Origin of the sequence: Peredibacter starrii, assembly GCF_034259205.1 — a bacterium.
Lineage (GTDB): Bacteria > Bdellovibrionota > Bacteriovoracia > Bacteriovoracales > Bacteriovoracaceae > Peredibacter > Peredibacter starrii.
Genome location: NZ_CP139487.1, coordinates 814,636 through 840,021 on the forward strand (window position 1 = coordinate 814,636; position 25,386 = coordinate 840,021).

Genomic DNA, 25,386 nt, shown 5'->3' on the forward strand with positions numbered 1-25,386 from the left:
GGGAGTGTAGAACTTAAATGTGCAAAGCTTATGAAATCGCTAAGTAATGAGAATTCTTAGTGACCGTGTTCCGAACCTTCGATATTTTCCATACTTCCCATCTTACCTTGTTGGAAATCTGAAAAGGCCTGATGAATTTCTTCAGGAGAATTCATCACGAAAGGGCCATACCCAGCGATTGGTTCATTAATCGGCTCTCCACCCATGAAGAGAACCTTACTATCTTTAAGAGCTTTGATTGTGAAAGTTGCTTCCTTCTGATCAAGGACCGCGAACTCTGCTTCACGAATAATCTCGCCGCTCTCAACTTGAACTTCTCCTTCCATCACAAAAAGTGTGGCAGTATGACCTGCGGGAACAGTGTAGGTAGAAGACTTATTGGCATTCAATTTTAAATCCCAAAGATTAATGGGAGTGAAAGTCATGGCCGGGCCATGAGCACTTTCATATAGGCCCGCGATCACGCGAATCGTTCCAGCACCATCAGGAAGATCAAGTTTAGGAATGTGCTCATTCTTAATTCCTTGATAGCGAGGTTTTGTCATTTTATCTTTTTTAGGAAGATTCACCCAGAGTTGAACCATCTCAAAAGGTCCGCCTTCTTTCGAATAAACAGGTCCATGAAACTCTTCGTGCACTAGTCCTGAAGCGGCGGTCATCCATTGAACGTCACCATTTCTGATAATGCCTCCACCACCAGCTGAATCGCGATGTTCTACTTCGCCTGAGTAAACAATTGTGACTGTTTCAAAACCACGATGCGGGTGAGAACCAACACCTCTTCGTTTAGTGGAAGGTCCGAAGTTTGCAGGACCGGCATAATCCATCATTAAAAAGGGTGATATGTCTTTGGCACCATCGTGATAGCTGAAAATTGATCTAACTGGAAACCCATCACCAACCCAGTGGCGTTCATTTTGCTGACGAGAGAAGAGTAGCTTTTTCATAACGGGCTCCTTTGTTAACGAGAACCATTTTACCTCGTCTGAGACGAAACTAAAATAGCACCTGATAAAGACGGATTATTACGTATCGAGCCTTTCAAAAGAGTGAAAAATTCGGGATTATAGGCCTGAGGTAAAAACATGGAATCATTCGGCAAACTACACCCCCAACTTTTAGAACTTCATAAGGCCCTTCTTCAATATCAGGGAAAGATTATGGAGGTTAAACTCGAGAAACATCTGGGACCCTATGATCTATGGCACTTATCTCTAAATGATGAAAACTTTGTATGGCTTCGTAAAATCTCGGAAATCATTGTAGAGATGGATGAACTCAACGATGCCAAAGAGAAGGATCCTCAAATCTTTACTAAAATCCGTAGCGATTTGAAGGGCCTCTTTTTTCCGGCGGTAAATTCTGGGTCTGACTTTGATACCCGTCTGGCCGAAGCACTTGAGAAAGACCCACATATCTGTCTTCAAATGGGTCAGCTCAAAGGGCTTTTAGGCTAACGTAAAGCATTGTAAATCAGGAACTCTGTCAGTATAATTAACGCATGAAAAAAACAATCTTAAGCGGCAGTACAGTAACAGGTGATCTCACTCTAGGAAACTATATTGGAGCGATCAATAACTGGACCAAGCTTCAAGATGATTATGACTGTCTCTATTTTCTTGCGAACCTTCATGCCTTAACTGTTTTTCAAGATCCAAAAGTTTTAGAAGATAGAACTTTTAGTTTCTTCGCTCAGTATTTAGCACTTGGTTTAGATCCAAAGAAAAATATTATTTTCGTACAATCTCATGTGCATGAGCACACCGAGCTTTCTTGGATCCTTGCTTGTCTTACTCCGATGGGTTACCTGAATCGCATGACTCAGTTTAAGGACAAGTCAGAGAAGCATCCTAAGAACATCAACTCTGGTCTTTATACTTATCCGGTTCTTATGGCCGCAGATATTCTTCTTTACCAAGCAGACCTGGTTCCGGTGGGTGAAGATCAAAGACAACATTTAGAACTCACTCGTGACATCGTGGGCTTCTGGCAGAACCGCTACGGCGAAGGTGTATTTAAAATGCCTGAGGCGTATGTTGGTAAGATGGGCGCAAGAGTGATGTCTCTTCAAGAGCCAGACAAAAAAATGTCGAAGTCAGATGAGAACGATAAGAACTTCATTTCAATCATTGATGACTTCAAGAAGATCGAGAAGAAAATTAAAGGTGCCGCTACTGATTCAGGCACTGAAATTAAATACGATCCTGAGAACAAGGCCGGACTTTCTAACCTTATGACTATCTATTCAGTTTTGAGTGGCAAAACTACTGACCAACTTGAAAAAGAGTATGAAGGGAAAATGTACGGTCATCTAAAGGTAGATCTAGCTGATCTAGTGGTCTCAACTCTAAGACCTGTTCGTGAGAAGTATGATGATCTTATGAAAAACAAAGATTATCTGGATCAACTCATGAAAGAGGGCGCTGATAGAGCTGCCGTTCGTGCTCAGAAGACTCTTGAAAACGTTTATAAAAACGTTGGTATTTTATACCGTCGATGACGCTTTGAGCGGAGTCATTTCCAATCCATTAAATTTATAATTTGATCATTCTCTTTTAATAGGAATGATCAAATGTCTTATTGGCCGCTTCTGATTGCCTTATTCTTTTTCACGTCTTGTAACAAGGACGATGGAAAGAAAGAAATTTGGATCTACACATCTCTCTATAAAGACACTATCGCTGATATGAATCCCAAACTTGAGAAGGCCTTTCCACATCTCAAGATCAATTGGTATCAAGCAGGCTCAGAAGAAATCGCCGCTAAAGTAAATACGGAACTCATCGCTGGTGCACCCAAGGCAGATATTTTGATTTCATCCGAGAGATTTTGGTATCAGGAACTTTCTGATTCTGGAAAGCTTGTAAGCTGGAGGCCATCACAGTTTGAGAACTTTGCTCCTGAGTATCAGAATCAACTTGGAACCTTTCACGTCGTTTCAGTCCCAATTATGGTTTTGGTTTATAACAGCGACGTCATTAAGGCAGAAGATGCACCGAAAAGCTTTAAAGACATGGCCAACCCGAAATACAAAGGGCTAGTTAACGGCGGAAGTCCGCTCGCTTCAGGAACAGCGTTCACTACCGTGCTCGCTCTTCAGCATAAGTATGGTTGGGAGTTCTTCCATGATCTTAAGAAGAACAACTTTCTTTTTGATGGAGGAAATAGTGCGGTCATTAAGCGGATTCAAACGAAAGAAAGACCAATCGGATTTGTCCTCCTGGAAAACGTTCTCCGTTTTCAAAATGAAGATCAAAGACTTAAAACTGTCTATCCGGAAGATGGTGTCGTTACTCAGTTCAATACCATGGGAATTCCCAAGCGCAGCGGAGACATGTCAGATACTTTGAAGCTTGCAGATTGGTTTTTTGGACAAGACGGGCAAGAAGCGATGACTAGATCATATATGCATTCACCGCTTAAGAATTTCTCTCCACCGGTTGGAGCCCCACCTTTATCTGAACTCAAAGTCAGGGCCTTCCCTTGGACGGAGGATCTCATTAAAGAATTAACTGAGAAGCGTTTTGAAATCAAAGAAACTTACGTGGAGATTATGTTCAAATGAAAAAACTTGGTCTCTATGCTCTCCTGGTATTTCTATTCTTCTTATGTGTCTATCCTTTCATCTTTTTGGGACATTCCTTCTCATTTGAGAATGGTCAATTCGATTTCGCTATTTACAAAAGGGCCTTCACAAATCCGATGACCATTAGGTCGTTCATTAACACTATGGTGGTTTGCGGATCGACGGTTTTTATTAGTACTCTTATTTCCTTGCCGCTTGCCTGGTTGCTGACCAGAACAAATCTGGCATTCAAAGGCTTTTGGAGAACTGTGTTTTGTCTTCCTTATGCCATTCCACCGTTCATTGGGGCGATTGCCTGGATTTATCTTGCTAATCCTTCTAATGGACTCTTAAGGCCCATACTTCCCTGGATCAATGTGTATTCAAGGCCAGGACTTATTTTAGTGATGAGTGCGTTCTTTTATACTTTTGTTCTTATTAATCTTCTTTCTGCATTAGAGAAGATTGATCCTTCACTCGAGGAGGCCGCCCGTATTTCAGGGGCCAATTCCTGGCAAGTATTCTTCAAAGTCACATTACCTTTAGTTATGCCTTCGCTTATTTCAGGAATGCTGTTGGCGTTTCTTTCTGCCATCGCTAATTTCGGAATCGCGGCCTTGATTGGAAATGCTGCCGGAATTAGTATGCTTACAACTCAGATTTTCATTTTCCAGAAAATGGCCTCTTACACCGGTTTAAAATTAAGTGGAATTCTTTCTCTTGGGCTGCTCTTGATTGCCGCCATTGTGTTCTATCTGGATCACGTGATCAGCAAACGCTTCAGATTCAGTTTAGTGACTGGGAAAGTTGCAAGACCAAGTTTAATTGAACTCAATAAATCTAAATTTCCGGTCCAAGTTATTCTTTCACTTCTCGCGATCATCATCTTCGTTCTACCAATTGGTGCAATTCTGATTGCGGCCCTTAGTAAGTTGCAAGGAGACAGAAGTCTTTCTAATTTTGGGTTTCAGAATTTCCATACCATCTTCTTTAAAACTGATGAGACCTATCGCGCAGTTTGGAACTCAGTTTTACTTGCCATCTCTGCCGCTTTTGCCTGCAGTTTAATAGGATATGGTCTGTCGCAAGCGGGGAAGAAGTTGTCGTTGCCTGTGAATAAGGTTAAAGAGGCCTTCGTGGCAATTCCTTATGCTGTCCCAGGAACAGTGCTTGCTCTGAGTCTGATTCTGACGACTCTCTCTTTACGTTTACCTCTCTATAATACCCTTGGCATAATCCTTCTTGCGTACGTAGCGAAGTTTTTAAATTTCTCTTACAGAATTATTAATGATGGGGTCACCCAAGTTGATCAGACTCTCATTGATGCTGCTCAAGTGGCAGGCGCTAATAGCTGGCAGATCTTCACTAAAATTTGGATTCCAATTCTTCGTCCTTTCCTGATTGCTTCATTCTTTTTGGTTTTCATGCCGGCCTTTTCTGAATTGACGATGTCAGTTCTACTAACAGGTCCGGGCAATGAAACAATTGGAACCCTCATCTTTCAGCTTCAAGAATATGGTGACGCTTCCGGTGGAGGGGCCGCGGTTCTGGCATTCTGTGTTCTTGTTCTTATCATTGTTCTTAATGGCACTCTTAAAATTGCGACAAAAGGGAAATACGGTCTATGAGCTCAGTTGAATTTAAAAATGTGACTAAAGACTATCAAGGCAATGTCATCCTTAAAAACTTGTCGTTTAAGATTAATGATGGGGAATTTGTTTCTTTTTTAGGACCATCGGGATGTGGAAAAACTACTTCCTTAAGAATTGTTGCGGGCCTTGAGAAGAACAGTGGGGGAGAAGTATCTCTTGGAGGTGAAATTATTTCTTCTCCGGAGAAAAGTCTTTTCGTTCCAACTCGCGAAAGAAATCTTGGAATGGTCTTCCAAAGCTATGCCATTTGGCCGCATATGAATATTTTTGAAAACGTCGCCTTTCCACTTCGCATGAAAAAAACGTCTGAAGCTGAAATTAAAAAGAGCGTTGAAGATGTGCTTCAGATGGTTGAATTAGGTGGTCTTTCTGAAAGAATGCCTAGTACTCTGAGTGGAGGTCAGCAACAGCGTGTGGCGCTCGCCAGGGGCCTTGTAGCTCGTCCAAAAGTTCTGCTTCTGGATGAACCACTATCTAACTTAGATGCAAAGCTGCGCGAGAAGATGAGAAAAGATATTCGTCAGATTCAGCAGCATTTCAAAATTACTTGTATCTATGTCACTCATGATCAAGTGGAGGCCTTCAGTATGAGTGACCGTATCATGATTATGGAGAAGGGCAATATTCTACAATTTGCGACACCGAGTGAGATTCGTGCCAATCCTGTTAATGATTTTGTGAAAGATTTTATTTCGTAGGTTTGATACCGCGGATGATGCTATCAATGCGATGGGCGGCCTCGACAATCTTCCTGATCGCGGCCTTTTGCAGCTCACTATCTTGGGAATGTTCTTCGGCCAGAGAATTGAGCAGATAAGCGTTTCCTAAGATGATGGTGAGCGGATTATTGATTTCGTGGGCCACTTGTCTTGGATGGTGGTCCTGAGTTCGCTCTTCTTCTAAAAGACTTTCCAGATGTTTGATTTTTTCTTTTGAGTAAAGAGTCTTTGAAACACTGTGAGACGCAATCTTCAAAAGATTTGTGTCAGACTGACGCCATGGCTTTTTATTCTCTACCTGTTCCAAACACAAAACACCGATAGTGTATTCGTTTGTACTAAGCGGCACATCGAGAATGTGATGCAAACTCACTGTTGGATTTGTTTTAGCATGGAGCGATCTAAAATAGACGGCGTAATCAGACACCCCAAGTGATTTACCTGAAGAATAGGTTTCTGTTTTACGATCGAATTGGCTTTTGCAAATGATTTCCGATTGATCATCATTGAATAACCAAACCGATGCCCGATCCACCTGGAAAAAATCACAGAGTGAAGCAGTTAAAGTTTGGAAGAATTTTTCAACGTCCCCTTGATCAAATTCCAGAGAATCTAGAAGATTTGTAATCTCCAGTTTATGAGAATTTGTGAGAGTTAAATTCTTTGCCGTACTCATAATCTTATTTTCGACATTCTTGATTAAGTTCTTGAGTAGAAAACGGTTAAATTTCCCCCTGTGTCCTCCAACAAAGGTTATAGTAGGGCCAATAGTTTTAGGGGATTGAGAGGAGACAGGTTTAAAAGATTTTCTTATTCCCGAGTCTTTTAGTCTTTCCTTAACGAAATTAAACATTTGTTCTACTCGGGGTCCTTCAGAATAAATTATTTCAGACCATATTAGTGCGTTGGCCTTCAACGTTGAGAACGTAGCAACACTACTCATAAGCACGTTAAGTTTGAGATTTATCATTTATTGAAGAGATTTTTTTATCGAAATTCATCACAAAATGTTTGAATGTGCTCGGTTAACACTCTTCATCAGTTCAATTGTCTCGAATAGTTAAAATCTGTTTTAAGAAATCTTTATATGACTAAAATTTTCTTAACAAAGTATTTTCATCCCGCCAGTAACTATTAACCTACAAAAGGTGGAAAAATGAAATTTGTTAAAAAGAATGTGAGTCTTCTCCTCGTTGGATCGTTGTTCGCAACAACAACAATTCCTCACAACGTACAAGCTCGTACCCTTACTAACTACAAAGCAAACTTTAAGTCTGTTGATGGCAGAGTTGCGGAAGCTTTTGATAAGTTCCGTTACGATATGACTGTTGAATGGGACCAACGTGATCCTTATTTCAAAGAACATGCTCAACAAGAACTTCAAGATGCTCTTGAAAAACTTAAAGCTGATGGCGTGAAAGAAACAGATATTCTTGCGTACATGCAAAAGAATATTCTCGATGGTAAAGCAAAGAAAGATTACGATCGCTTGTTAGATGCTTTAAAAAAGCAAAACATGACTGAGGAAGAAGCTTCTAAAGTCGCGATGAACTACATGGAGAAGAACTATTCTCAAGGTGTGGGCTTCACAGGCGGCGGCTCTCGTAGCTACCGTAAGCTAATGATCGTCGTAGGTGTAATCATTGTTGGTGTTGTGACTTACTTGATCATCAAGCACCACCACGATCATGATGGTGGCGATGAGAACCACGGAGATTCTTCTGATACATCAACAACTACAACTGTTGATAACTCAACAACAACTACGACAACAACAGCTGATACAACAACAGTTTCAGTAGATGCTTCAACAACGACATCTACTTCGTCGACTACTTCTTCTACTACTGGTGATAACGGTAACAACGGTAACAACGGCCGTTCTGGACACAATGGTAAGAATGGTAAGAACGGAGACAACGGCCGCTCAGGTCACAACGGTGATAACGGACGTTCTGGTCACAATGGTGACAACGGACGTTCTGGTCACAATGGTGACAACGGACGTTCTGGTCACAATGGTGACAACGGACGCTCTGGTCACAATGGTGACAACGGACGCTCTGGTCACAATGGTGACAACGGCGATAACGGCCGTTCAGGACACAACGGCTACCACGGCAACAATGGTAACAACGGCAATAACGGAAACAATGGCCGCATGGGTAACAACGGTAATAACGGCAACAACGGAAACAACGGCCGCATGGGTAACAACGGTAATAACGGCAACAACGGAAACAATGGCCGCATGGGTAACAACGGCAATAATGGCAACAACGGAAACAATGGTAACAATGGCCGCGTAGGTAACAACGGCAATAACGGCAACAACGGTAATAACGGCAACAACGGTAACAACGGCAACAACGGTAACAACGGCAACAACGGATTCAACGGTAACAATGGTAACAACGGTAACAATGGTAACAACGGCAACAACGGTTTCAACGGAAACAACGGTAACAATGGTAACAACGGTTTCAACGGTAACAATGGAAACAATGGTAACAACGGTCGCGGCCGTAACGGTTAATCTTCCGTCTAGATTATTAGCCACGGGCACCTCGAAAGAGGTGCCTTTTTTTTGCCTTGTAGCGAAGCTTATCTTTTGATCATTAAGTAAATCTAAAGTTACCTTTTCTCATTCTGAAGATCACAGAGGGGAAATAGCATTTTTAATCAATCTGTTTTAGATTGGCCCACCTTCCATTGGTGGTTTTAACTAAGGCAATACCATGAGCATTTCTAAGAAAATTCTAATTAGTTTTTTTATCCTGTTCAATTTCCTGGTGATGGTGAGAGTTCATATGCCGCTTGAAAATAAAGTCGTAGCGAAAATTTATGAACCAATAGATTCCTATTTGTCCTTTTTCAGCACTTACCAATCATGGACTATGTTTGCACCTGATCCCTCACGCCTGAATCTTTTTATTACCGCCGAGGTTGAATTTGATGATGGTTCGAAGGACACCTATGATTTTCCGAGGGCCAAAGATCTGAGCATGTTTGACAACGTCACCTATGGCGAGCGCTATGATAAACTCATGACTTCGACACTTTACCGGGAAGATCATGATTTTCTTTGGGATGATACGGCGAAATTTGTTCTTCGAAAATTAAGAGCAAAACACTTTCACAAAATTCCTCTGAAAGTCCATTTAGTAAAGCATTGGTACCTAACACCGAGGCTTGATAAAAAATTCCTGCCCCATTTATCTAATAACCAGAATTTTGAAAGTTTCAAATTTTATACTTATGAGGTGCTGTGATGTTTAGTCTAGGACGGGCCTTAAGGTCATATGATAAGTTCTTTTTTGAAGTTAAACCTACAGAGGGAATCGCTTTATTTCGGATAGTCTGGATTGGTCTCATTCTGATTCAGTTTTTATTTGATGTTAATAATGTGAGTGATTTCTATGGACCCCATGCACTCATTTCATTATCGACGGTTAAGGAACAGTTTCCTTTTGTTCATGCAAATCTTTTTCACTTCTTCAATCCAAGCTACGAAGTAACTTACGGCCTTTTTATTGTTTATGGATTGTCACTGATCACTTCTTTATTTGGATTTTTTACCAGAACATCATTGGTAATCGCGCTACTTTGTATGACTAGTTTTCACCAGCGTACGATTTGGTATTTGAGTTCATCAGAAGTCTTGATGCGAACGATCACTTTACTCCTAGTGTTCTCGCCATGTGGACACACGTTGTCAGTAGATTCAATACTTGGAAAATACTTTCCAAGATTTAAACAACCAAGAGACTGGCCTGTGTGGGCACTACGCCTGATTCAAATTCAATTATCTGTAGTCTATCTTTGGACCGTTTGGCACAAGCTAAAAGGTGAGACATGGCTTGATGGCACCGCAGTTTATTATGCGACACGTGTAGAAAGCCTTGGGAATTTTTCTATTCCTTTTCTTTTTAACTCTCTTCCTGCAATGAAATTCATGACCTGGGGAACTCTGGTGATAGAATTCGCTCTGGGTGCCTTAATCTGGAATCAAAAGCTACGTAAACCCATTATTCTAATTGGTCTCTTCTTTCATCTTGCTCTTCTTTACGTCATGGGCATCTGGTTTGAGTTTTATTTGATGGCCCTCTTGATAAACTTCTATAGACCAGAAGAATTAAAGGCCTTTGTAGTGAAGAAAGCCGACGCATTGGTTTTAGGCATTCAAGAAACAAACTTAACAGCTGCTATTAAAGAAAGAATGATCCGAACTTTGAGAGGTCAGGCATGAAACGAATTGGCAGGTATTGTTTAAATGTCGTGATTGTTTGCTATCTCTGCATCATATATTTCGCGGGAGTTCCGGAAACGAACACTCTTAATTACCGTATGAAGCAGAAGATGACTTCGGTAGCTATGGTCTTGGGGATCTGGCCGAGTTGGTCAATGTTTGCTCCAAATCCTATCAAGTTTGATTCTAAAAGTTATGTTGAAGTAACCTATAAGGATGGAACTATAAAAGAATATGATGTTGAGAAAAAAACCACTGGTATTCTAGCGCCTTTTAGAAAAGCTCGTTGGATGAAGTACTCACAGGATAACCTGCGAAATCCGAAACAAAAAGGTCTCTTGGCCCCAGCGATCAGACATTTCGTCCATAAATACGACAGCAAGGAAAATCCTGTTGTTAGTGTTAAAATCAATCGCAAATGGTCTGAAGTGCATCCTTTTTCTAATAAATCCATCCATTCCATTTACCAAACTCCTAGAAAAGAAATGAATGAGATCCTGGTGACTCAAAAAGTTGAGAGGTAAGTATGTTTTCTCTTAAAAGCTTTACGGATGGCTGGAACAGATTTTTTTACAGTCAAACCGATGCGACCGCGCTTTGCTTATTCCGAATTATGTTCGGATTTTTCCTCTTTTTAAATGGTATTAGTCTTGTTGAAGATTTCGAGGCATGGTTTGGTATCGGTGACAACTCGCTCGTTCCTCTTTTCGATTCTTTTACTTTTTACGGTGACGCTCGGATCAATATCTTCAAATGGCTTTCTCCGACCGAACTTTCGGCCTGGTTCGTTCTTATCACTTATATTGTGACTTCTATTGGAGTTATGATCGGATTTAAGACCCGAATCTCGACTATCATCTGTTTTGTTTTAATGGTGTCCCTGCAGAATAGGAATTACGCTATTTTAAATAGTGGTGACACGATAATGAGATGCCTGCTGTTTTTAATGATCTTTGCTCCTACACAGGTGAAGTTTTCAGTGGACGCTTATCTCAGGGAAAAATCTGGCGAGCCTTACAAACCAGATATCCTCATCTTGCCACTTCGATTAATGCAGTTACAGTTTTCTCTGGTTTACTTCGCGACCACGCTATTTAAGTTGAAAGGTTATGATTGGGTGGATGGTACAGCAGTTTACTACACCTCGAGGCTCGTGAATTTTCAAAGAATAGTCCTTCCATTTGTATTTGATTTTCCTTCTCTCGTTAAGTTTGCCACCTGGTCCGCACTTTTCATTGAATTTGCCATGGGAACTCTGGTTTGGGTCAAAGAATTAAGAATCTGGGTCCTTCTTTCTGGTATTCTTCTTCACCTGGGAATTGAAGTTTCGATGAGCATCGGGTTTTTTGAGTGGGTGATGATTGCCGGGTACATCCTCTTCCTGGAACCAGACGAGGTCAGATGGTTCACCACCAGGTTCAAACGATTACTTCCTGAAAAAATGTTGGTTAGAAATTAAGAGTGGGGTTTATCCCCCTTTTTTTTTGCCAAAAAAGCCGTTTTAATTTGCCGTTAATGAGTTCTTCTAAGTTTCTGAGTGGGGAAGGATGGACTTGTTCAAAAGTTGATTTAAAGGCAAAAAAAGTCCCGCTCGAAAGCGGGACCTCTTATTTAGAAACCTTTCTTTGCGAATGTTTCGTAGAGCTTTAACTTATCTTTCCTTGGGCTTTCACATTGAAGATCACAGGCCTTAAGGATTGATCTTAGAAGTGAGTCACTTACAGTTGCCGTCTCAGTTTTCAAGAAGGTTCTAGCTGCATAAACAACCTTATCACCGATTTCCTCTCCGAGAACTTCTCTCACATCCCAAAGAACAGAGAGTGTGAAATCTGCTGTGGCAGCTCGGTTAGATTCATCCCAGTGACTATAAGGACGTTTATTTTGAGTGTCCTTCGGAGCAGCGTTACTGTAGCCCTTAACTTTTGCGTACACTTTTCTTTTATCCGACATGATGGCCGCAAAGTAATCCGCCATGCCTTCGTTCACTGGAGTCGAGTGAGACATTTGAAGATGATCACTTAGCACAAGGTGAGAATACTCATGATAAACAATCTCGGGAATCATCGCAGTTTCCAGGTAATAATATTTATCCATGAAAAGCGGATCTGAATACCTAGATGCATAGATGATCGCCTTGGTCATTGCAATCGTTCCCACTAATCGCAGAACGTCCTCGTGTAGAGGACGAGCAGCATATGTCGGGTAGAACATATGCTCCATCAATGTTTGGTTAAAAGAGTTGGCCGTATAGTTAATTAACGGACGCTCCATTGCGAGCAATGATGTCGTTAGTGGATTTGGACCAGAAGGGGCCAATTCCTTCGCTGGAATCGACTTCATTGGTCTGAACCAGATCTCTTTTTCCCACTTATCTTGTTTTTCGGCAGGAACCCAGGCCGGAGTTTCACCAGATGGGATTGAAAGAGCGTTGTTGTATTGAGGAGCTCGATTATCATTCGCAAAATGTCCTAGCTCATCAAACTGGTTAAAGATGTCCAAACGGATTGTGATCTTAGGTAGGGCAGCCGCGTGCTCTGATTTCACTTTATTGACCCAGTAATCACGTGCCTTATTCAAGTGGTAATAAACGTTCGCTGCTTTAAGGAGGAACTTTTCATCTTTTTCATCAAATGAAACGGCTTCCTTACCTTTACCCTTAACGATTTTGAAATACTTACCATCAAAAGAGTTATTGCTCTCAAGGTCTGGCATTTCCATTTTTGTGTAATAAGGCTTAGTCGTGCGACCGTCCCTTCTAACAAGAACTGTAAATTGTGGACCATTTTCTGCTAGTGCAGTTCCTGACACGAGTAGCGCCAGGGCCATTATAAATTTATTTTTCATATGTTTTATTCTCCTCATTAAATAATCACGTTCCAGTTATCATCAGGATCTGGTTGGTTACCCACGTTCATAACTTTTGATTGAGTCAGAACCAGGGCAACTGCACCAATGATGTTCCAAGGAGGAGGAAGGTAGAATGTTGCAGTTCCTGCAAGTGAGAACGCGAAACTTGCGTATGTTTTCCACTTAGGATTTTGTGGGTTCCAGAAATCTTCAAACTTTAATACATAATCAAGTTCTTCTGATTTGATGAAACCTGTTTCATAAGCGGCAGCAATTAGATCGTCATACTCAAGACCAGTGTTCTTGAATGCCTCCGATCTCATGACTTCACCCATTTCTTTACGAAGCATTTTGATCGCCGCACGATACTGTTCCATTGGTGAGAAGATATAAACTTCTGTTTCACCTTGTGGATCTTCAGTGTACTGCCAGTTAAGAGAAACTTGTTTTGCATCCATACGCTTGGCAGTTCTTTCAATAATCTGAGCAAGCATCATGATTTGAGTACTGTTGAAATTCTTGAAGAGACGACCACGTTGAGTCAGACGCTCTTTACGAGATACGTACTTCTCAGAGAAAGTATGATCTGTGCTGATTTCTGGATTTTTTGTTAACTTGTCTTTAGCGTTGTTAACAACATCGATATAACGTTTAAAAGTGATGGGCCATTCTAAAACGGCGCGGTTTCTTAACACTTCCAGCTTGTTATAGATGGCCAGGTCAATCACACCTTGGCGATATGCATGATAGTTAAGGTTTTTAATTTTAGTATCACGCTCTTTTGCTGTTTTCCAAGTAAGCTTAACAACCATGTTGAAATAGGTGTCGAGCGTACAAGTTTTGACATCGTCGGGCCATGTTTGAAACGGCTCATACAGCTTCTTGATATCAAGACCATTCTCCATCCCAGAATTGTTTGGTCTCATGAACGGAAGACGTGCATTCACACGATTGATAAGATCAAGTCTCACGCTTGTTGAGTCTTTCAAAAGCCTGAAAAAGATATCATCGATCATGTCGTTCTTTCTTAAGTACATTGAGAACATGTGAAGTTCTTCACTTGGTCCTAGAATGTCTTGAGAACGAGCTTTGTTAGTCAGACGGGTGATAAGACCCACCTCACAAGTAGTGTCGATCTTTTCTTCTTCATTCATGGTTTCTTGAAGCACGATGCGAGCACGAGATTTTAACTCTGCTTCTTCCAGACGGTGCTGTTGAATCCATTGTTGAAGATTAGTCAGATCATTAGCAGAGAGAAGACGCGAATTAGCTTCTTTGTTATTGGCAAGTAGCCTAACGTCGAAAGCATTTGCGTTGGTAACTAAAAGCAGGACTGAGACGAGTAACAAGACAATTTTTTTCATATGGAACCCTCCCAAAAAAATTTGACCCTTTATGCCTGAGTGATTGCATATTTGATACGAGTCTTTCTCATTTATGAGGAGGATTTTAATGAATTATGATTTGAAATCTGATTTAGAGAACTTCACATGGGAAGTTTAAGGGCAGCTTTCGCGTTAGTATCAGAGCGAAAATTTTAATTTTAAGAAACACTTTAGTTAGAGGATAAATTTCTTGCGCTCATCGGCAGAAGGTAAGCGGCAAGTATCTTTTTTCCCGAACAAGCGATAACGATTCTCAGCAACCATATCGTAAACTTTATTCGAAAGACCCACAGGTAGAATTTTTCCAACCGCTGTTACTTTCCAAACACCACCTAGATCACCCAACACTTCGAGAACTGCCTCTGATTTTCTAAATGTCCTTCCATTTTTTAGAAGCACGACTGAGGTTAGATCACGAGTCATCTCGATCGGGAGTTCTTTTTGAGCGTAATCACTTTGAAGGGGAGAGAAGAGAAATTTATTTTTTTTATCGGCAGAGATGACAAAATCTACAAAACCATTACAAAGGCCACATACGCCATCGAAAAAGATAACTTGTGTGTTTGTTGACTTATTTTCCATGTGCATCTCCAGGATAAACCGTGCTCTCTAGTCAATTATCGCTTTCTTCGTAAGAGTTCCAGATAAATTTATCTCATTTCTCACGGCTTCACACTCAAGACAACAGGCCCCTTTTCCGAAAAACAGATATGAAGAATTGCGTTGCTTGCGAACATGAAGGAAAGATGGCAATGGCCGACTATGTTGATGTGGTTTATCAAACCAGCGGTCGACATACGTATGTGCGTCTTTGTTATAACCATTCAGTAGAGCTCTTTAAGCGAGGACAAACTACCTTTTCTTTTAAGTATCGAATCAGTAACGAAGACAAACCCCGAGAGCAGCGTAATCCTCTTTCAAATTTCATGCTCTTTAATTCTTTCAGGTAATATATGTTAAATGATGACGGCGATAAGATTGATCCTAATCTCTTGAATAGCTTTATTCGAGAGTCATCTGAAGTGATTGAAAACTTAAAATCTTTTCTGGCCGAGTTCACAGAGCCATCTCAGAACGAATGTTTCGAAAGATTCGGCCAACAAATCGATCGTGTCATGGGCGCGGCATTTACTCTTGCTCTTAATGAGATGGGGGAGCTTTGTCGTCTTGGTAAAGAGCTTGGTTACAAATCCAGCCAGGTAACAGAGATCAGTAAGCTTCTTACGGTGCAAAGTCTCTTATCTCAACTGGTAAAAATTCTTGAAAATATTTTGAAGAGCCTCAAAGCGGGACTACGTGAAAAGTCCGAAGACGTTGCTCCATTGCTCAAACGTATGACAGAGGCAAGCGCCATGCTTGGCAATCTTCGAACATCTGTCAAAGTCTAATCTATGGTAGATCCAGTCTGGGAAGAGAAACTTTCATTTTTGGTTCAACAGGATCATGCAATGAGAGAGGTTCTTCTTCAGAAGGGCGTCTTGTGGGACACCTATCATCCGGAAATGGAAAAAATCCATCTCGCCAATGCTAAAAAGCTTCAGAGCATGATTCAGAAAATGGGATTTCCAGTTTTGAGTAATGCGGGCGAGAAGGGTGTGAGACTTTCTTGGCTAATTATTCATCATGCAATCTCATGGCCTGATTTCATGAAAGAGGGGCTAACTCAAATGAGATTGGCGGCCGCTCAACATGATTACCTGTTAGAACTTCTGGCCTACACTGATGATCGAATCGCTTTTTATGAGGACCGCCCTCAGCTCTATGGTACAAATCTAGACTGGATCGCAGGTGAATTAAAGCGTACACCAATTGCAGATCCTGCTTTCCTGGATCAGAGAAGAAAGTCATTGGGACTACCTCCTGTCTCCCGTGTTCCAATTCCTACGGGTGAGGAGCGCCCTCCGAAGGACCCAGAAAAAAAGCTCCGCGAATTTAAAGAATGGCAGCGTAGAGTCGGTTGGATTCCTTAAAATCAGTTAGTTAGACCATCTGTATTTTTTACTCCAGAGCATCTTCTCCTCTCTAATAATGCTATAAATGCGGCCCATGAAATGCTTAAAATGGCTTCTTATACCATTCCTTTGTTCGACGATGGCGTCTGCAGAAGTGCCTCAGGACATAGTTATCAAGACTCGTTTTGATTTAGAGTCTTCTGAGGCCTTTATTAATCAGCTACGCATCTTTCTAGTTAATAATAACTTTGGTGATCCATACGCGCAGGAACTTCCAAAACCTTTGAAAGTTGATCTGGCCAAGGCATTGGATGAAATTCCATCTGATACTCAAGCATGGATTCGTGAACTTCAATCTGTTCTAAGCGTGAATGTCTTCGAATCTGATTACCAGATGATTGTTGAAAAGCTCAGCTATACCGTGAATGAATTTAATTCCGAGTTTAAGACTGATACCTCTTCAGGTGGCCGAGTAGAATATGTGACTGTGAGTTATGTTAAAGGGCTTTGTCTGCGTGCAGATAAGGTCATTTTTCAGGTTGAATTAAAAAAGACCCAAACCAAAGAGCCTATCCGTTTTAAAGTAGAGCTTTTACAACCTGAGTTCATTGTAAGTCCTGAACTTACAGCTGAACTATCTCTTGGTTGGATGACATCCATTCTTCCCGAGAATTTTCAATTATCATTAAACGTTGTTGATATTGAAAAACTCATGGGTAAGTTGGTTCAAAGACCAGATCTCATTGATTTGAATGTGGCCGATGTGACCATGCCAAATGTTTCGATACGTATTGGTAATAAAGAGGTTAAATTCGATAAAAATAAGATTCAAAATTTCTTCTCTAAGAATCAGGGCGATCTTAAAAAAGGGATTCTTGATCTTTTAAACGTCCGAATGAAGGATCGTTTTTCGAACATCATTAAAGAGAGCCCGAAGCAGCTTCTTCTTCCAAAAACATTCGGTATTAGGTCAGAAATTAATGGTGTCTTCGATCTTCAGAAGATGAGCGCCAATCAAACTGGTATCATTCAGGTTGAAGTAGACGGTCATTTTTGTTCACGGCAGGTTGCCATGAAAAAAGACATTTGTGCCAATGACAGAATTGGAACTAAACTTCGTCGTACAATTGACATTTCTGACTATCAAAAATCTATTCGGGAAATTAACCGTAGTTTGATTGAGAAAAAAACCAATATTGCTGTGAGTGTGAGTGAGGACTATCTAAACCAACTCGTTGCGGCCACGGTTAAGAGCGGACTTTGGGAAGAGAAACTAAAAGGCCGTAAGTTTAAACTTGGACCAGAGCATGCCTTTGTTCTGGCAGAAGAGAAGGGCGATACTTTTTCTCTCTATCTCGATATTATGTATCAGCTTTCCGGTGCACAAAGAATCTTAGTTGGTCGATCAGAGCTTAGATTTCCGGTTCGATTCAAGATTGCTCTTAGTTTTGAAGAGATTCAGGGCATCCCTCACTTTTTAATTAAAGTGAAGGAAGTGGCCACTGATAATAAGCTCCTGCTAAATGGAGCTCCTCAGTTTGGTTTACCAACGACAGTGAATACCGTCCGTTTCCAGAACAAGGTTTTAGAGGCCATTCATCAAGAGGTTGACGATTTTTCGGGTGAAGTATTGGTTGATCTGGAAATGAAAGAACTTGAAGGAACTACTTTTACGCGTTTGAAATTCTTTTCCGATGGGTTGGGTAGAGGAACAGCAACATTAGGTTTTGGAGAAATATATGAGATTCGTTAGCCTATTAGTAGTATTCACATCTTTTTCAGCTTTTGCCGGACCTCGTGTCGAGTGTGTGGCCGGTCCTCATCGTGTAATCGTTGAAAACGTTTCTCCCCGCGAGCTTAAAGTCACTTTTCGAGGCGAAACGGTTCTGGCCGACGGAATTCTGGACAACGAGCAAGTGGATTTAGTGGCCCGTTTTTCTTCAATTGGAGAGATGACCCTCTTTGCCAAAATCTCTAAAACAGCTCCGGAGAACTATATGTTCATCCAGGGCCAAAGAATTCAGGCCATCTGCCGTTAAATCAATTCACTATTTTTCATCGGAAGGTTAAAATGGACGGGTTAAAGGAGACCCCATGGCCCGTATTACTGTCCTTCCAGAACAACAATTAGCTGAACTTAAGCGTGGAGCTTTTGAAATCCTTCCTGAAGAAGAGATGCTCAAAAAGCTTAAGAAGTCATATGAAACTCAAAAGCCGCTTAAAATCAAGCTAGGTGCTGACCCATCAAGACCTGATATCCACCTTGGACACACTGTCGTGCTTCAGAAGCTTCGTTTGTTTCAAGAGTTTGGTCATGAGATTTACTTTCTCATCGGTGACTATACGGCGCAGATTGGAGATCCAACTGGTAAGAATAAAACTCGTCCCATTCTTTCGGATGAGGAAGTAAAAGAGAACGCTAAAACATATTCAGAACAGATCGGTAAAATTCTTGATCTAAGTAAGACTCATATTGTTTTCAATAAAGACTGGCTTGGGAAATTCTCAGGTCTTGAATTGATTCAACTCATGGGGAAGGCAACTGTTGGTGCCCTTCTTCAGCGTGATGATTTCAATAAGCGTTATACAAATGGTGAAGCGATTTACCTTCATGAGTTCGTTTACCCGGTTCTTCAAGGTTATGATTCAGTTCACTTGAAAGCTGATGTTGAACTTGGTGGTACAGATCAGACCTTCAACCTTATGATGGGCCGACAGCTTCAATATGCTTACGGACAAGAAGCTCAGTGTATTCTGACTATGCCACTACTCGAGGGCACTGATGGCGTAAATAAAATGTCTAAGTCTCTTGATAACTACATTGGACTAACTGACACTCCGACAAATATGTTCGGTAAAATTATGTCGATCTCTGATGAGCTTATGAAGAAGTACTATCTTCTTCTTTGTCGTCGTCCGGCAGTTGAAGTTGAGGCGATGATTTCTGGTCTTACTAACGGTACGATTCACCCTATGGAGGCCAAAAAGGCCCTTGCTTCTGAAATCACTGGCTACTATCACGGTGAAGCAGCAGGGAAGGAAGAAAGAGAAAAATTCGAAGCTCGCTTCTCTAAAAAGCAGATTCCAGACGATATTCAGACAATCACTCGTCCAGCGGGCACAGTTGCTCTATTGGATTTCTTCCTGGAGCTTGGGCTTATTAAGTCTAAGTCTGATGGCCGTCGTTTGATTCAGCAGAACGCTGTTAAAGTTAATTTTGAAAACCACACGACCGATACTCTTAACCTTGAGAAAGGTCAGGAATTGATTCTTAAGATCGGTAAACTCAGAATGGTTAAGCTAATCGGCGAATAAAGAAAAGGCGAGCTTAATAGCTCGCCGTCGATGTTAGACCTTTTACAATTTCAACACTAGCACTTGTTCCGAGGCGGGTAGCACCTGCCTCGATCATTTTACGGGCAGTCTCGGCATCTCTGATACCACCGCTCGCTTTCACACCCATTGTACCTACAATTGAGCGCATGAGTTTTACGTCTTCAATCGTTGCTCCACCTGTTGAAAAGCCGGTCGAAGTCTTAACGAAATCAACCTTTGCTTTAACTGCAAGTTCACATGCCTTGATTTTTTCTTCCTGAGTAAGAAGACAAGTTTCAAGAATGACTTTTAGGATGCTTCCTTGCTGATGACAAACTTGAGCAAGCGATGACATATCATCCAAAACATACTGCCATTCACCTGATTTAATAGCCGAGACGTTGATCACCATATCGATCTCGCGAGCGCCTTCAGCAACTGCTTTCATCGCCTCAAATCTTTTTGTTTCCATGGTTGAAGCACCAAGCGGGAAACCCACCACAGTACATACTTTCACGTTACTTCCAGATAAAAATGAAAGCGCCTTCTTCACATAATAAGAGTTCACACATACTGAGAAGAACTCATGTTCTCTGGCCTCAGCACAAAGCTTCTCAATTTGAGCGGCACTTGCATCGGCCTTAAGAAGAGTATGATCGATGTATTGATTAAATTTCATATTTATACCTTTGGGATGGCGGTTTTCTTTACGATTTCACGGTCCGCGTGTTGGGCCATGAACTGCTGATACTCAGGACGTTTTTCAAGACTAAGAATTCCTCTGAACTGACCCCAATCCAGAAACGCGTAAAGAGTCATTGTCTGGAAGTTCCAATTCTTACCTTCTGCTTTAACAAAAGGAAGGAGATAGTCGAGAACTGAATCAATGCGATCTTTGTGGCGATTCACAATCATATAAGGTTCTTCGATGCTGATGCCTGAACGCTTGAACTGAAAGAGGGCGATTCCTGCATTCAAAGCACCCTCGATGGCAGTAAGGGTATTTTCATCTTCAAGGTTCATGGTTTGAAACTTGTACTTACTATTTAGATAATTAAAAATCTGGCGCGAGTCCCAAATCTTTTCATTCCCCATCACAAGGACCGGAATCTGATTAATAGGGTTGATCTTATTTAGTGTGATACCGTCATCAGTTTCATAAATGTTCAGTTCAGTTAGCTCATAAGGAATGGTTTCCATGAGCATGCGGATTCGACGAACAAAAGGGGAAGTCAGGGAGCCAATCAGCGTGTAGTTCATAATAATCTCCATGCTAACCATCTTAGATTTTTTGCCCGTCCATTGGCAAAAAGATTGATAGTGATTATTTCACCATTGTCTAAAATTTAGACACTTTTCCCCTCCTAACTAACCAAAAACACTCTACGGAATTTGGCACGGATCTTGGATGTATAGGGTCAAACATTTATACATTTCTCTGAGGGGGGAATTTTATGAAACACACACTATTTAAGAATTTAATCTTTCTGACTTTTTTATCAGTATTTGTTGTTGGTTGCGGTAAGGATGGCGGCGGCGGAAGTAGCTCAGGTTCCGCTACTAACCAATACGGCGGGACACAAGGTAATTCAGATATCTCAACTCAAGCGATTCAAGGCTATAATGCGATTGTAAGTTGGAAAAATAATCTTCAAAGAAATCCAGTTCAAGAAAAATTTTTCATGGCAAGCGGGCGAGGATACTCGCGAGGAGTTATTTCTCTGACAAGTAGTAATACCGGGTCATCAAGTCTACCACAAGGTTGTACTTATTATAATCCTAGTTGGATGCCTGATTTTATGAAAGATAAGATTTATACATGTAGTGGAAGTTCGGGGACAATCACTCAACCAACTGTAACTCCAACAAGTATTACGGAACGAAGATGTACTACTTTTAGCTTCAATACTGCTAATGTTCCAGTCGTTAAGTACAAGACAGCTACAAGCATGTCTAGCACAGGTTGTGTGTCTTCAGGTTCTGAAACTACTTATAGCATTGCTAATAATACTGAGTTGAATCAGCTCTTAAATTTTTCAAAGGGTAAAATTCTACAAGTGACAGCTTCAAATGGAATTTACACAGTTAGAGTTGGAAATAGAGTTCCGGAGAACTATCCCAACCAAGTAAATGGGATTTATACAATCGATACAACGAAGCACTCGATATATAGCCCAACTTCAGCTCAAACTTCGAACACAGAGATCACGACTATTTACGAAGCGTATTAAGATTTTCAATCATTGATTAAAAAAAAGGGCAGCTTCGGCTGCCTTTTTTCGTTTAACCGGATTTGTCGGATTTTATTTCTTCGCTTTTTCTTAATCAAACCTCACTAAAATTTCAGATTCACGTTATCCTATTAATACTAATTTTCTATTGCCAAGGACGAGGTAATTTATGGGTTATTACAAGGCCGATATTCGTGACATTGAATTCAATCTAACAGAGCTACTAAAAGTTCAAGACTGGAAAGACTTTGGTCTTGAAGAGAATGACGTTAAAGGCATTCTTGCTGAATATAACAAGTACGTTGAAAACGAAGTGTTCCCAACTCGTGAGCCATCAGATCACGTTGGTGTAAAACACGTTAATGGTAAAGTGATCGTTCCTGAATCACTTCATGGTGTTCAAAAATCTTTTTATGCGAACGGCTGGTTCGCTCTTGGTATGCCGGCCGAAACAGGTGGTACTCCGGTTCCTGAATCTCTCTACGTTGCCTGTATGTCACTTGCGACAGGTGCTAACTGTGCTTGGACAATGTATCCAGGTCTATCACGTGCGGCCCTGAACGTTATTAACCTTAAAGGTAATGACTTCATGAAGACCAACATCATTCCAAAAATGATGGAAGGGACATGGGGCGGAACAATGTGCTTAACTGAGCCAGGAGCTGGTTCGGACGTTGGTGCTCTTCGTTCAACAGCGAAGCCTCTTGGTAACGGCAAATATTCGATCAAAGGAACAAAGATTTTCATCTCTTCGGGTGAGTCAGATCTTTATGAAAATAACATCCATCTAGTACTTGCTCGTACACCAAACGGTGGCGAAGGTTCAAAGGGGATTTCTCTTTTCGTAGTTCCTCGTTTCAAAATCAATGACGACGGTTCCATGGGTGGAACTAACCACGTTATTTGTTCAAAAATTGAACACAAAATGGGGATCCATGCTTCGGCAACTTGTGAAATGCAATTCGGTACAGACGGTGAGACAGAAGGCTGGCTAATCGGTGATGAATTCGACGGTATGGCGACTATGTTCATTATGATGAACGAAGCTCGTCTTTATTGTGGTATTCAAGGTGAATCACAAGCTAATGCGGCTTATATGATGGCCGAAAAATACACTAAAGAGCGTGTTCAATTCGGTAAGGAAATTATCAATCACCCTGATGTTCGCCGTAATCTTCTTACAATGAGAGCTCAGGCCCGCGGAATGCGCGCGCTTTGTCTTTATACTGCAAACCTATTTAACAAAGCTCACAAAGATCCTAAAGCTGAGGCCATCATCGGTCTTCTTACTCCAATCTGTAAGGCCTACTGTTCAGAGACTGGTTTCCAGGTTTCTTCAAATGCTCTTCAGGCCCACGGTGGTTACGGCTACTGTACTGAGTACGGAGTAGAGCAGTACGTTCGTGATACTCAAATTGCGATGATCTATGAAGGTACAAATGGTATCCAGGCAATCGACTTCGTCATGAGAAAAATCCTAAAAGATGGCGGTAAAACTCTGACTGCACTGACAGCTGAAATCGTTGCAGCAGTTCAGTCTCTTGATGATGCTAAATTCAAAAAAGAGAAAGACATCTTCAACAAGGTTCTTCTAAGTGCTCAGGGTGTTATGCAGCACATTTCGACTTACGCGAAGAATAATCAGTTCAACATGATCCTTCAAAACTGTACTGATTTTCTCAACTTTGCGTCTCAAATGGTTATCGCATGGCAACTTCTTGAGTCAGCTGTCCTAGCTGATAAAAAACTTGCATCAGCTTCGGCCGACGATAAGAAATATTATGAGTCGAAAGTGACTGATTTCAGAGTGTATTGTGCTCATTATCTGATCCATAATCTCTCAACTGCCAAAACCATTACTGACTTCACTGAAGATATGACGACGCTGGAGATTTGATCCGGTTCGTGATAAGATACGTGTAATTTAAGTTTAAAAGGTTACACCGTGTTAAAAGATAAAGTCTTTGAGTTGTCCCAGAAGTTCACTGGGACAACTCATGGCAGTTCCGATTACGACAAGGATCATATCTTTGTCAGAGGAAGCAGTGATCGGGAATATGTCCCTTTCAGCTACCTTCAAAAAGAAGTGCCTGAAATTGATTCCATTAATAAACTCAAGGCCGAAGGTTTCGTTTTCAGCTCTTACGATTTCCTAGAAATAGGAGAGTTTGATCAATGGTACCTTGGTCAGTTCAACAAGCGTCTTTCAAGTAAGACGATGAAGAACCTTGGGATTCTCCATCTTCCGGATCAAAAAGCGATTTTTGACACAGTGGAAGTAGTTCACCAAACCTTCCAGATTTTAAAAGATCACAAAGTTTTGATGAATGGCAAAAACTTACCGATTCAGTTAGGTGAGTGGTACGCGAAAATCATTTTCGGTCTTCATCAAATTAAAAGTTCCTCTCAACGTGGTTTCGATTTCAAGACGGAAAACGGCAGCACGGTTGAAGTAAAAGTTCATTGGCATGATTCAACCTCTCCGAAAGGGGTAAAAATCAAAAAATCTTTAGCTGAACTATCTGATTTTTGCATTATTATGTATGTAGCCAAGAACTTTACAATTAGGGACATTCTCTTCTTGGATTCTGAATTTATTCTTCGCAAGTTCGATACGAAAGGTCACACGATCTTTCTAAAAGATCAGGACGTCGCGGGGTATTTTTTCAGCAAATCCGACAAGCATTTTGACAAAGTTGTAAATAAAACGGCGTTGTTGAAATTTGCGAGCCCAACTTTAGCGATGAAATTAGAAGATCGTTTGAAGTAGGCCGCTCATAACTTGTTGGAGATGATTTGAAAGCCGGAATCGCGTACATTGATGATAATAAACTCAATTTAGACTGTATTAAGACAATCCTCGATCAAGATTTTGATGTAGAGATTTTCCAAAAGCCGGAAGCGTTCTTAACTAAATTCGAATCAACTTCGTATACATCGATTCTTGTCGACATTCATATGCCAACTCTTAATGGCTTCTCGCTATATGAAAAGATCATCGAGCACCCGCACTACAATGGTTGTCCGATTCTTTTTATTTCTTCTGATGATTCTGACAGTGCTCGTATCAAATCTTTCGTCATGGGTGCGGTTGATTTTTTAAATCGCGCTATCAATCCGGATGAAATGATTGCAAGAATTAAATCGAAGATTGCGTTCTTCCAAAAGCACCGTAGCATCATCGAGTTCACAAATTTAAGAGTGAACTTAACTTTGCTAAAGGCATATTTGGATTCGAAAGAGCTTCCTCTAACGTTCATCGAGTTCAAAATTCTCTGTCTGGTTTTAAGAAATTATCCGGACGTTGTGCCTAAGCCGCAACTTATTCAGCAGGTTTGGAGAACAGATCACGTTCTTGACGCCACCATTTACACTCACGTTTCTAACTTAAATAGCAAGCTAGGTCCATGGGACTATGAAATTAATGGTCTTAAAACCAAGGGCGTGCAATTAATGAAAAAAGCGTAAATC

Annotated in this window: 27 protein-coding genes; 20 read left to right on the forward strand and 7 right to left on the reverse strand. The window is 41.0% G+C overall.

What is annotated here, in order from left to right:
• Positions 1 to 56 precede the first annotated feature (56 nt).
• Positions 57 to 947 (reverse strand): pirin family protein, encoded by an 891-nt coding sequence (locus tag SOO65_RS04095; protein WP_321397372.1) that lies wholly within the window; start codon positions 945 to 947, stop codon positions 57 to 59.
• A 213-nt stretch (positions 948 to 1,160) separates the two neighbouring features.
• Here SOO65_RS04095 and SOO65_RS04100 point away from each other — a divergent pair, with 213 nt between their 5' ends.
• From SOO65_RS04100 to SOO65_RS04120, 5 genes are all read left to right on the forward strand, one after another.
• Positions 1,161 to 1,457, forward strand: coding sequence for a hypothetical protein (locus tag SOO65_RS04100; RefSeq protein ID WP_321397375.1), 297 nt, complete (start codon positions 1,161 to 1,163; stop codon positions 1,455 to 1,457).
• 44 nt (positions 1,458 to 1,501) lie between these two features.
• Positions 1,502 to 2,500 (forward strand): tryptophan--tRNA ligase, encoded by a 999-nt coding sequence (gene trpS, locus SOO65_RS04105; RefSeq protein WP_321397378.1) that lies wholly within the window; start codon positions 1,502 to 1,504, stop codon positions 2,498 to 2,500.
• A gap of 72 nt (positions 2,501 to 2,572) precedes the next feature.
• The gene (locus SOO65_RS04110; RefSeq protein ID WP_321397381.1) at positions 2,573 to 3,565 is read left to right on the forward strand and encodes an extracellular solute-binding protein; all 993 of its coding nucleotides are present in this window, start codon (positions 2,573 to 2,575) and stop codon (positions 3,563 to 3,565) included.
• Positions 3,562 to 5,193 (forward strand): ABC transporter permease, encoded by a 1,632-nt coding sequence (locus SOO65_RS04115; RefSeq protein ID WP_321397384.1) that lies wholly within the window; start codon positions 3,562 to 3,564, stop codon positions 5,191 to 5,193. Before SOO65_RS04110 ends, SOO65_RS04115 begins: the two co-directional genes overlap by 4 nt.
• Positions 5,190 to 5,915 carry an ABC transporter ATP-binding protein gene (locus tag SOO65_RS04120; RefSeq protein ID WP_321397386.1) on the forward strand — a complete coding sequence of 242 codons (726 nt, stop codon included), beginning with the start codon at positions 5,190 to 5,192 and terminating at the stop codon, positions 5,913 to 5,915. The genes SOO65_RS04115 and SOO65_RS04120 overlap by 4 nt, the downstream gene beginning before the upstream one ends.
• Here SOO65_RS04120 and SOO65_RS04125 read toward each other — a convergent pair.
• Positions 5,905 to 6,612: a GAF domain-containing protein gene (locus SOO65_RS04125; protein ID WP_321397389.1), complete on the reverse strand. Its 708-nt coding sequence runs from the start codon at positions 6,610 to 6,612 to the stop codon at positions 5,905 to 5,907. The genes SOO65_RS04120 and SOO65_RS04125 overlap by 11 nt on opposite strands.
• A 480-nt stretch (positions 6,613 to 7,092) precedes the next feature.
• Here SOO65_RS04125 and SOO65_RS04130 point away from each other — a divergent pair, with 480 nt between their 5' ends.
• The 5 genes from SOO65_RS04130 (at position 7,093) to SOO65_RS04150 (ending at position 11,644) form a co-directional block, all read left to right on the forward strand.
• Positions 7,093 to 8,472, forward strand: a complete 1,380-nt coding sequence (locus tag SOO65_RS04130; RefSeq protein ID WP_321397395.1) for a hypothetical protein — start codon at positions 7,093 to 7,095, stop codon at positions 8,470 to 8,472.
• Between the two features lie 202 nt (positions 8,473 to 8,674).
• The gene (locus SOO65_RS04135) at positions 8,675 to 9,208 is read left to right on the forward strand and encodes a hypothetical protein (RefSeq protein ID WP_321397397.1); all 534 of its coding nucleotides are present in this window, start codon (positions 8,675 to 8,677) and stop codon (positions 9,206 to 9,208) included.
• Complete coding sequence (locus tag SOO65_RS04140; protein WP_321400174.1) at positions 9,208 to 10,185, forward strand: HTTM domain-containing protein; 978 nt, start codon at positions 9,208 to 9,210, stop codon at positions 10,183 to 10,185. The genes SOO65_RS04135 and SOO65_RS04140 overlap by 1 nt, the downstream gene beginning before the upstream one ends.
• A complete protein-coding gene (locus SOO65_RS04145) occupies positions 10,182 to 10,709 on the forward strand; it encodes a hypothetical protein (protein ID WP_321397400.1) in 528 nt (175 codons plus the stop codon). Before SOO65_RS04140 ends, SOO65_RS04145 begins: the two co-directional genes overlap by 4 nt.
• 89 nt (positions 10,710 to 10,798) lie before the next feature.
• Positions 10,799 to 11,644: an HTTM domain-containing protein gene (locus SOO65_RS04150; RefSeq protein ID WP_407676985.1), complete on the forward strand. Its 846-nt coding sequence runs from the start codon at positions 10,799 to 10,801 to the stop codon at positions 11,642 to 11,644.
• 152 nt (positions 11,645 to 11,796) lie between these two features.
• On the opposite strand, the gene SOO65_RS04155 is transcribed toward SOO65_RS04150, so the two are convergent.
• The 3 genes from SOO65_RS04155 to SOO65_RS04165 form a co-directional block, all read right to left on the reverse strand.
• Positions 11,797 to 13,029 carry a hypothetical protein gene (locus tag SOO65_RS04155; protein ID WP_321397408.1) on the reverse strand — a complete coding sequence of 411 codons (1,233 nt, stop codon included), beginning with the start codon at positions 13,027 to 13,029 and terminating at the stop codon, positions 11,797 to 11,799.
• A 17-nt stretch (positions 13,030 to 13,046) separates the two neighbouring features.
• Positions 13,047 to 14,396: a hypothetical protein gene (locus SOO65_RS04160; RefSeq protein ID WP_321397411.1), complete on the reverse strand. Its 1,350-nt coding sequence runs from the start codon at positions 14,394 to 14,396 to the stop codon at positions 13,047 to 13,049.
• A gap of 195 nt (positions 14,397 to 14,591) precedes the next feature.
• Positions 14,592 to 14,999 carry a thiol-disulfide oxidoreductase DCC family protein gene (locus SOO65_RS04165; protein WP_321397413.1) on the reverse strand — a complete coding sequence of 136 codons (408 nt, stop codon included), beginning with the start codon at positions 14,997 to 14,999 and terminating at the stop codon, positions 14,592 to 14,594.
• 128 nt (positions 15,000 to 15,127) lie between these two features.
• On the opposite strand from SOO65_RS04165, the gene SOO65_RS04170 reads away from it, so the two are divergent.
• The 6 genes from SOO65_RS04170 to tyrS all read left to right on the forward strand — a co-directional run bounded on the left by SOO65_RS04170 (position 15,128) and on the right by tyrS (position 19,684).
• Positions 15,128 to 15,367 (forward strand): hypothetical protein, encoded by a 240-nt coding sequence (locus SOO65_RS04170; protein WP_321397417.1) that lies wholly within the window; start codon positions 15,128 to 15,130, stop codon positions 15,365 to 15,367.
• 3 nt (positions 15,368 to 15,370) lie between these two features.
• Complete coding sequence (locus SOO65_RS04175) at positions 15,371 to 15,805, forward strand: hypothetical protein (protein WP_321397420.1); 435 nt, start codon at positions 15,371 to 15,373, stop codon at positions 15,803 to 15,805.
• Between the two features lie 3 nt (positions 15,806 to 15,808).
• Entirely contained in the window at positions 15,809 to 16,387 is a 579-nt protein-coding gene (locus tag SOO65_RS04180) for a DUF6624 domain-containing protein (RefSeq protein ID WP_321397423.1), read from the forward strand.
• Between the two features lie 76 nt (positions 16,388 to 16,463).
• Positions 16,464 to 18,122 carry a hypothetical protein gene (locus SOO65_RS04185; protein ID WP_321397429.1) on the forward strand — a complete coding sequence of 553 codons (1,659 nt, stop codon included), beginning with the start codon at positions 16,464 to 16,466 and terminating at the stop codon, positions 18,120 to 18,122.
• The gene (locus tag SOO65_RS04190) at positions 18,109 to 18,408 is read left to right on the forward strand and encodes a hypothetical protein (protein WP_321397432.1); all 300 of its coding nucleotides are present in this window, start codon (positions 18,109 to 18,111) and stop codon (positions 18,406 to 18,408) included. Before SOO65_RS04185 ends, SOO65_RS04190 begins: the two co-directional genes overlap by 14 nt.
• A 55-nt stretch (positions 18,409 to 18,463) precedes the next feature.
• On the forward strand, positions 18,464 to 19,684 hold the full coding sequence (tyrS, locus tag SOO65_RS04195) for a tyrosine--tRNA ligase (RefSeq protein WP_321397435.1): 1,221 nt from the start codon (positions 18,464 to 18,466) through the stop codon (positions 19,682 to 19,684).
• Between the two features lie 13 nt (positions 19,685 to 19,697).
• Here tyrS and deoC read toward each other — a convergent pair whose 3' ends face one another.
• A complete protein-coding gene (deoC, locus tag SOO65_RS04200) occupies positions 19,698 to 20,363 on the reverse strand; it encodes a deoxyribose-phosphate aldolase (protein ID WP_321397438.1) in 666 nt (221 codons plus the stop codon).
• A 2-nt stretch (positions 20,364 to 20,365) separates the two neighbouring features.
• A complete protein-coding gene (locus tag SOO65_RS04205; protein WP_321397442.1) occupies positions 20,366 to 20,944 on the reverse strand; it encodes a glutathione S-transferase family protein in 579 nt (192 codons plus the stop codon).
• A 194-nt stretch (positions 20,945 to 21,138) separates the two neighbouring features.
• Here SOO65_RS04205 and SOO65_RS04210 point away from each other — a divergent pair, with 194 nt between their 5' ends.
• The 4 genes from SOO65_RS04210 to SOO65_RS04225 all read left to right on the forward strand — a co-directional run bounded on the left by SOO65_RS04210 (position 21,139) and on the right by SOO65_RS04225 (position 25,383).
• The gene (locus SOO65_RS04210; RefSeq protein ID WP_321397446.1) at positions 21,139 to 21,915 is read left to right on the forward strand and encodes a hypothetical protein; all 777 of its coding nucleotides are present in this window, start codon (positions 21,139 to 21,141) and stop codon (positions 21,913 to 21,915) included.
• A 169-nt stretch (positions 21,916 to 22,084) separates the two neighbouring features.
• A complete protein-coding gene (locus SOO65_RS04215; protein WP_321397448.1) occupies positions 22,085 to 23,812 on the forward strand; it encodes an acyl-CoA dehydrogenase in 1,728 nt (575 codons plus the stop codon).
• A 48-nt stretch (positions 23,813 to 23,860) separates the two neighbouring features.
• Entirely contained in the window at positions 23,861 to 24,685 is an 825-nt protein-coding gene (locus SOO65_RS04220) for a hypothetical protein (protein ID WP_321397451.1), read from the forward strand.
• Between the two features lie 26 nt (positions 24,686 to 24,711).
• The gene (locus tag SOO65_RS04225) at positions 24,712 to 25,383 is read left to right on the forward strand and encodes a response regulator transcription factor (protein ID WP_321397456.1); all 672 of its coding nucleotides are present in this window, start codon (positions 24,712 to 24,714) and stop codon (positions 25,381 to 25,383) included.
• The last annotated feature ends 3 nt before the right edge of the window (positions 25,384 to 25,386 follow it).

What these genes read in the sequence shown, in the direction of transcription:
- SOO65_RS04205 (WP_321397442.1), bottom strand. Translation starts at nt 20,944, where the DNA reads ATGAACTACACGCTGATTGGCTCCCTGACTTCCCCTTTTGTTCGTCGA.
- SOO65_RS04210 (WP_321397446.1), top strand. Translation starts at nt 21,139, where the DNA reads ATGAAACACACACTATTTAAGAATTTAATCTTTCTGACTTTTTTATCA.
- SOO65_RS04175 (WP_321397420.1), top strand. Translation starts at nt 15,371, where the DNA reads ATGTTAAATGATGACGGCGATAAGATTGATCCTAATCTCTTGAATAGC.
- SOO65_RS04190 (WP_321397432.1), top strand. Translation starts at nt 18,109, where the DNA reads ATGAGATTCGTTAGCCTATTAGTAGTATTCACATCTTTTTCAGCTTTT.
- deoC (WP_321397438.1), bottom strand. Translation starts at nt 20,363, where the DNA reads ATGAAATTTAATCAATACATCGATCATACTCTTCTTAAGGCCGATGCA.
- SOO65_RS04170 (WP_321397417.1), top strand. Translation starts at nt 15,128, where the DNA reads ATGAAGAATTGCGTTGCTTGCGAACATGAAGGAAAGATGGCAATGGCC.
- SOO65_RS04185 (WP_321397429.1), top strand. Translation starts at nt 16,464, where the DNA reads ATGAAATGCTTAAAATGGCTTCTTATACCATTCCTTTGTTCGACGATG.
- SOO65_RS04215 (WP_321397448.1), top strand. Translation starts at nt 22,085, where the DNA reads ATGGGTTATTACAAGGCCGATATTCGTGACATTGAATTCAATCTAACA.
- SOO65_RS04110 (WP_321397381.1), top strand. Translation starts at nt 2,573, where the DNA reads ATGTCTTATTGGCCGCTTCTGATTGCCTTATTCTTTTTCACGTCTTGT.
- SOO65_RS04155 (WP_321397408.1), bottom strand. Translation starts at nt 13,029, where the DNA reads ATGAAAAATAAATTTATAATGGCCCTGGCGCTACTCGTGTCAGGAACT.
- SOO65_RS04100 (WP_321397375.1), top strand. Translation starts at nt 1,161, where the DNA reads ATGGAGGTTAAACTCGAGAAACATCTGGGACCCTATGATCTATGGCAC.
- SOO65_RS04120 (WP_321397386.1), top strand. Translation starts at nt 5,190, where the DNA reads ATGAGCTCAGTTGAATTTAAAAATGTGACTAAAGACTATCAAGGCAAT.
- SOO65_RS04135 (WP_321397397.1), top strand. Translation starts at nt 8,675, where the DNA reads ATGAGCATTTCTAAGAAAATTCTAATTAGTTTTTTTATCCTGTTCAAT.
- SOO65_RS04180 (WP_321397423.1), top strand. Translation starts at nt 15,809, where the DNA reads ATGGTAGATCCAGTCTGGGAAGAGAAACTTTCATTTTTGGTTCAACAG.
- SOO65_RS04115 (WP_321397384.1), top strand. Translation starts at nt 3,562, where the DNA reads ATGAAAAAACTTGGTCTCTATGCTCTCCTGGTATTTCTATTCTTCTTA.
- trpS (WP_321397378.1), top strand. Translation starts at nt 1,502, where the DNA reads ATGAAAAAAACAATCTTAAGCGGCAGTACAGTAACAGGTGATCTCACT.
- tyrS (WP_321397435.1), top strand. Translation starts at nt 18,464, where the DNA reads ATGGCCCGTATTACTGTCCTTCCAGAACAACAATTAGCTGAACTTAAG.
- SOO65_RS04160 (WP_321397411.1), bottom strand. Translation starts at nt 14,396, where the DNA reads ATGAAAAAAATTGTCTTGTTACTCGTCTCAGTCCTGCTTTTAGTTACC.
- SOO65_RS04095 (WP_321397372.1), bottom strand. Translation starts at nt 947, where the DNA reads ATGAAAAAGCTACTCTTCTCTCGTCAGCAAAATGAACGCCACTGGGTT.
- SOO65_RS04125 (WP_321397389.1), bottom strand. Translation starts at nt 6,612, where the DNA reads ATGAGTACGGCAAAGAATTTAACTCTCACAAATTCTCATAAACTGGAG.
- SOO65_RS04150 (WP_407676985.1), top strand. Translation starts at nt 10,799, where the DNA reads ATGTTCGGATTTTTCCTCTTTTTAAATGGTATTAGTCTTGTTGAAGAT.
- SOO65_RS04140 (WP_321400174.1), top strand. Translation starts at nt 9,208, where the DNA reads ATGTTTAGTCTAGGACGGGCCTTAAGGTCATATGATAAGTTCTTTTTT.
- SOO65_RS04130 (WP_321397395.1), top strand. Translation starts at nt 7,093, where the DNA reads ATGAAATTTGTTAAAAAGAATGTGAGTCTTCTCCTCGTTGGATCGTTG.
- SOO65_RS04145 (WP_321397400.1), top strand. Translation starts at nt 10,182, where the DNA reads ATGAAACGAATTGGCAGGTATTGTTTAAATGTCGTGATTGTTTGCTAT.
- SOO65_RS04165 (WP_321397413.1), bottom strand. Translation starts at nt 14,999, where the DNA reads ATGGAAAATAAGTCAACAAACACACAAGTTATCTTTTTCGATGGCGTA.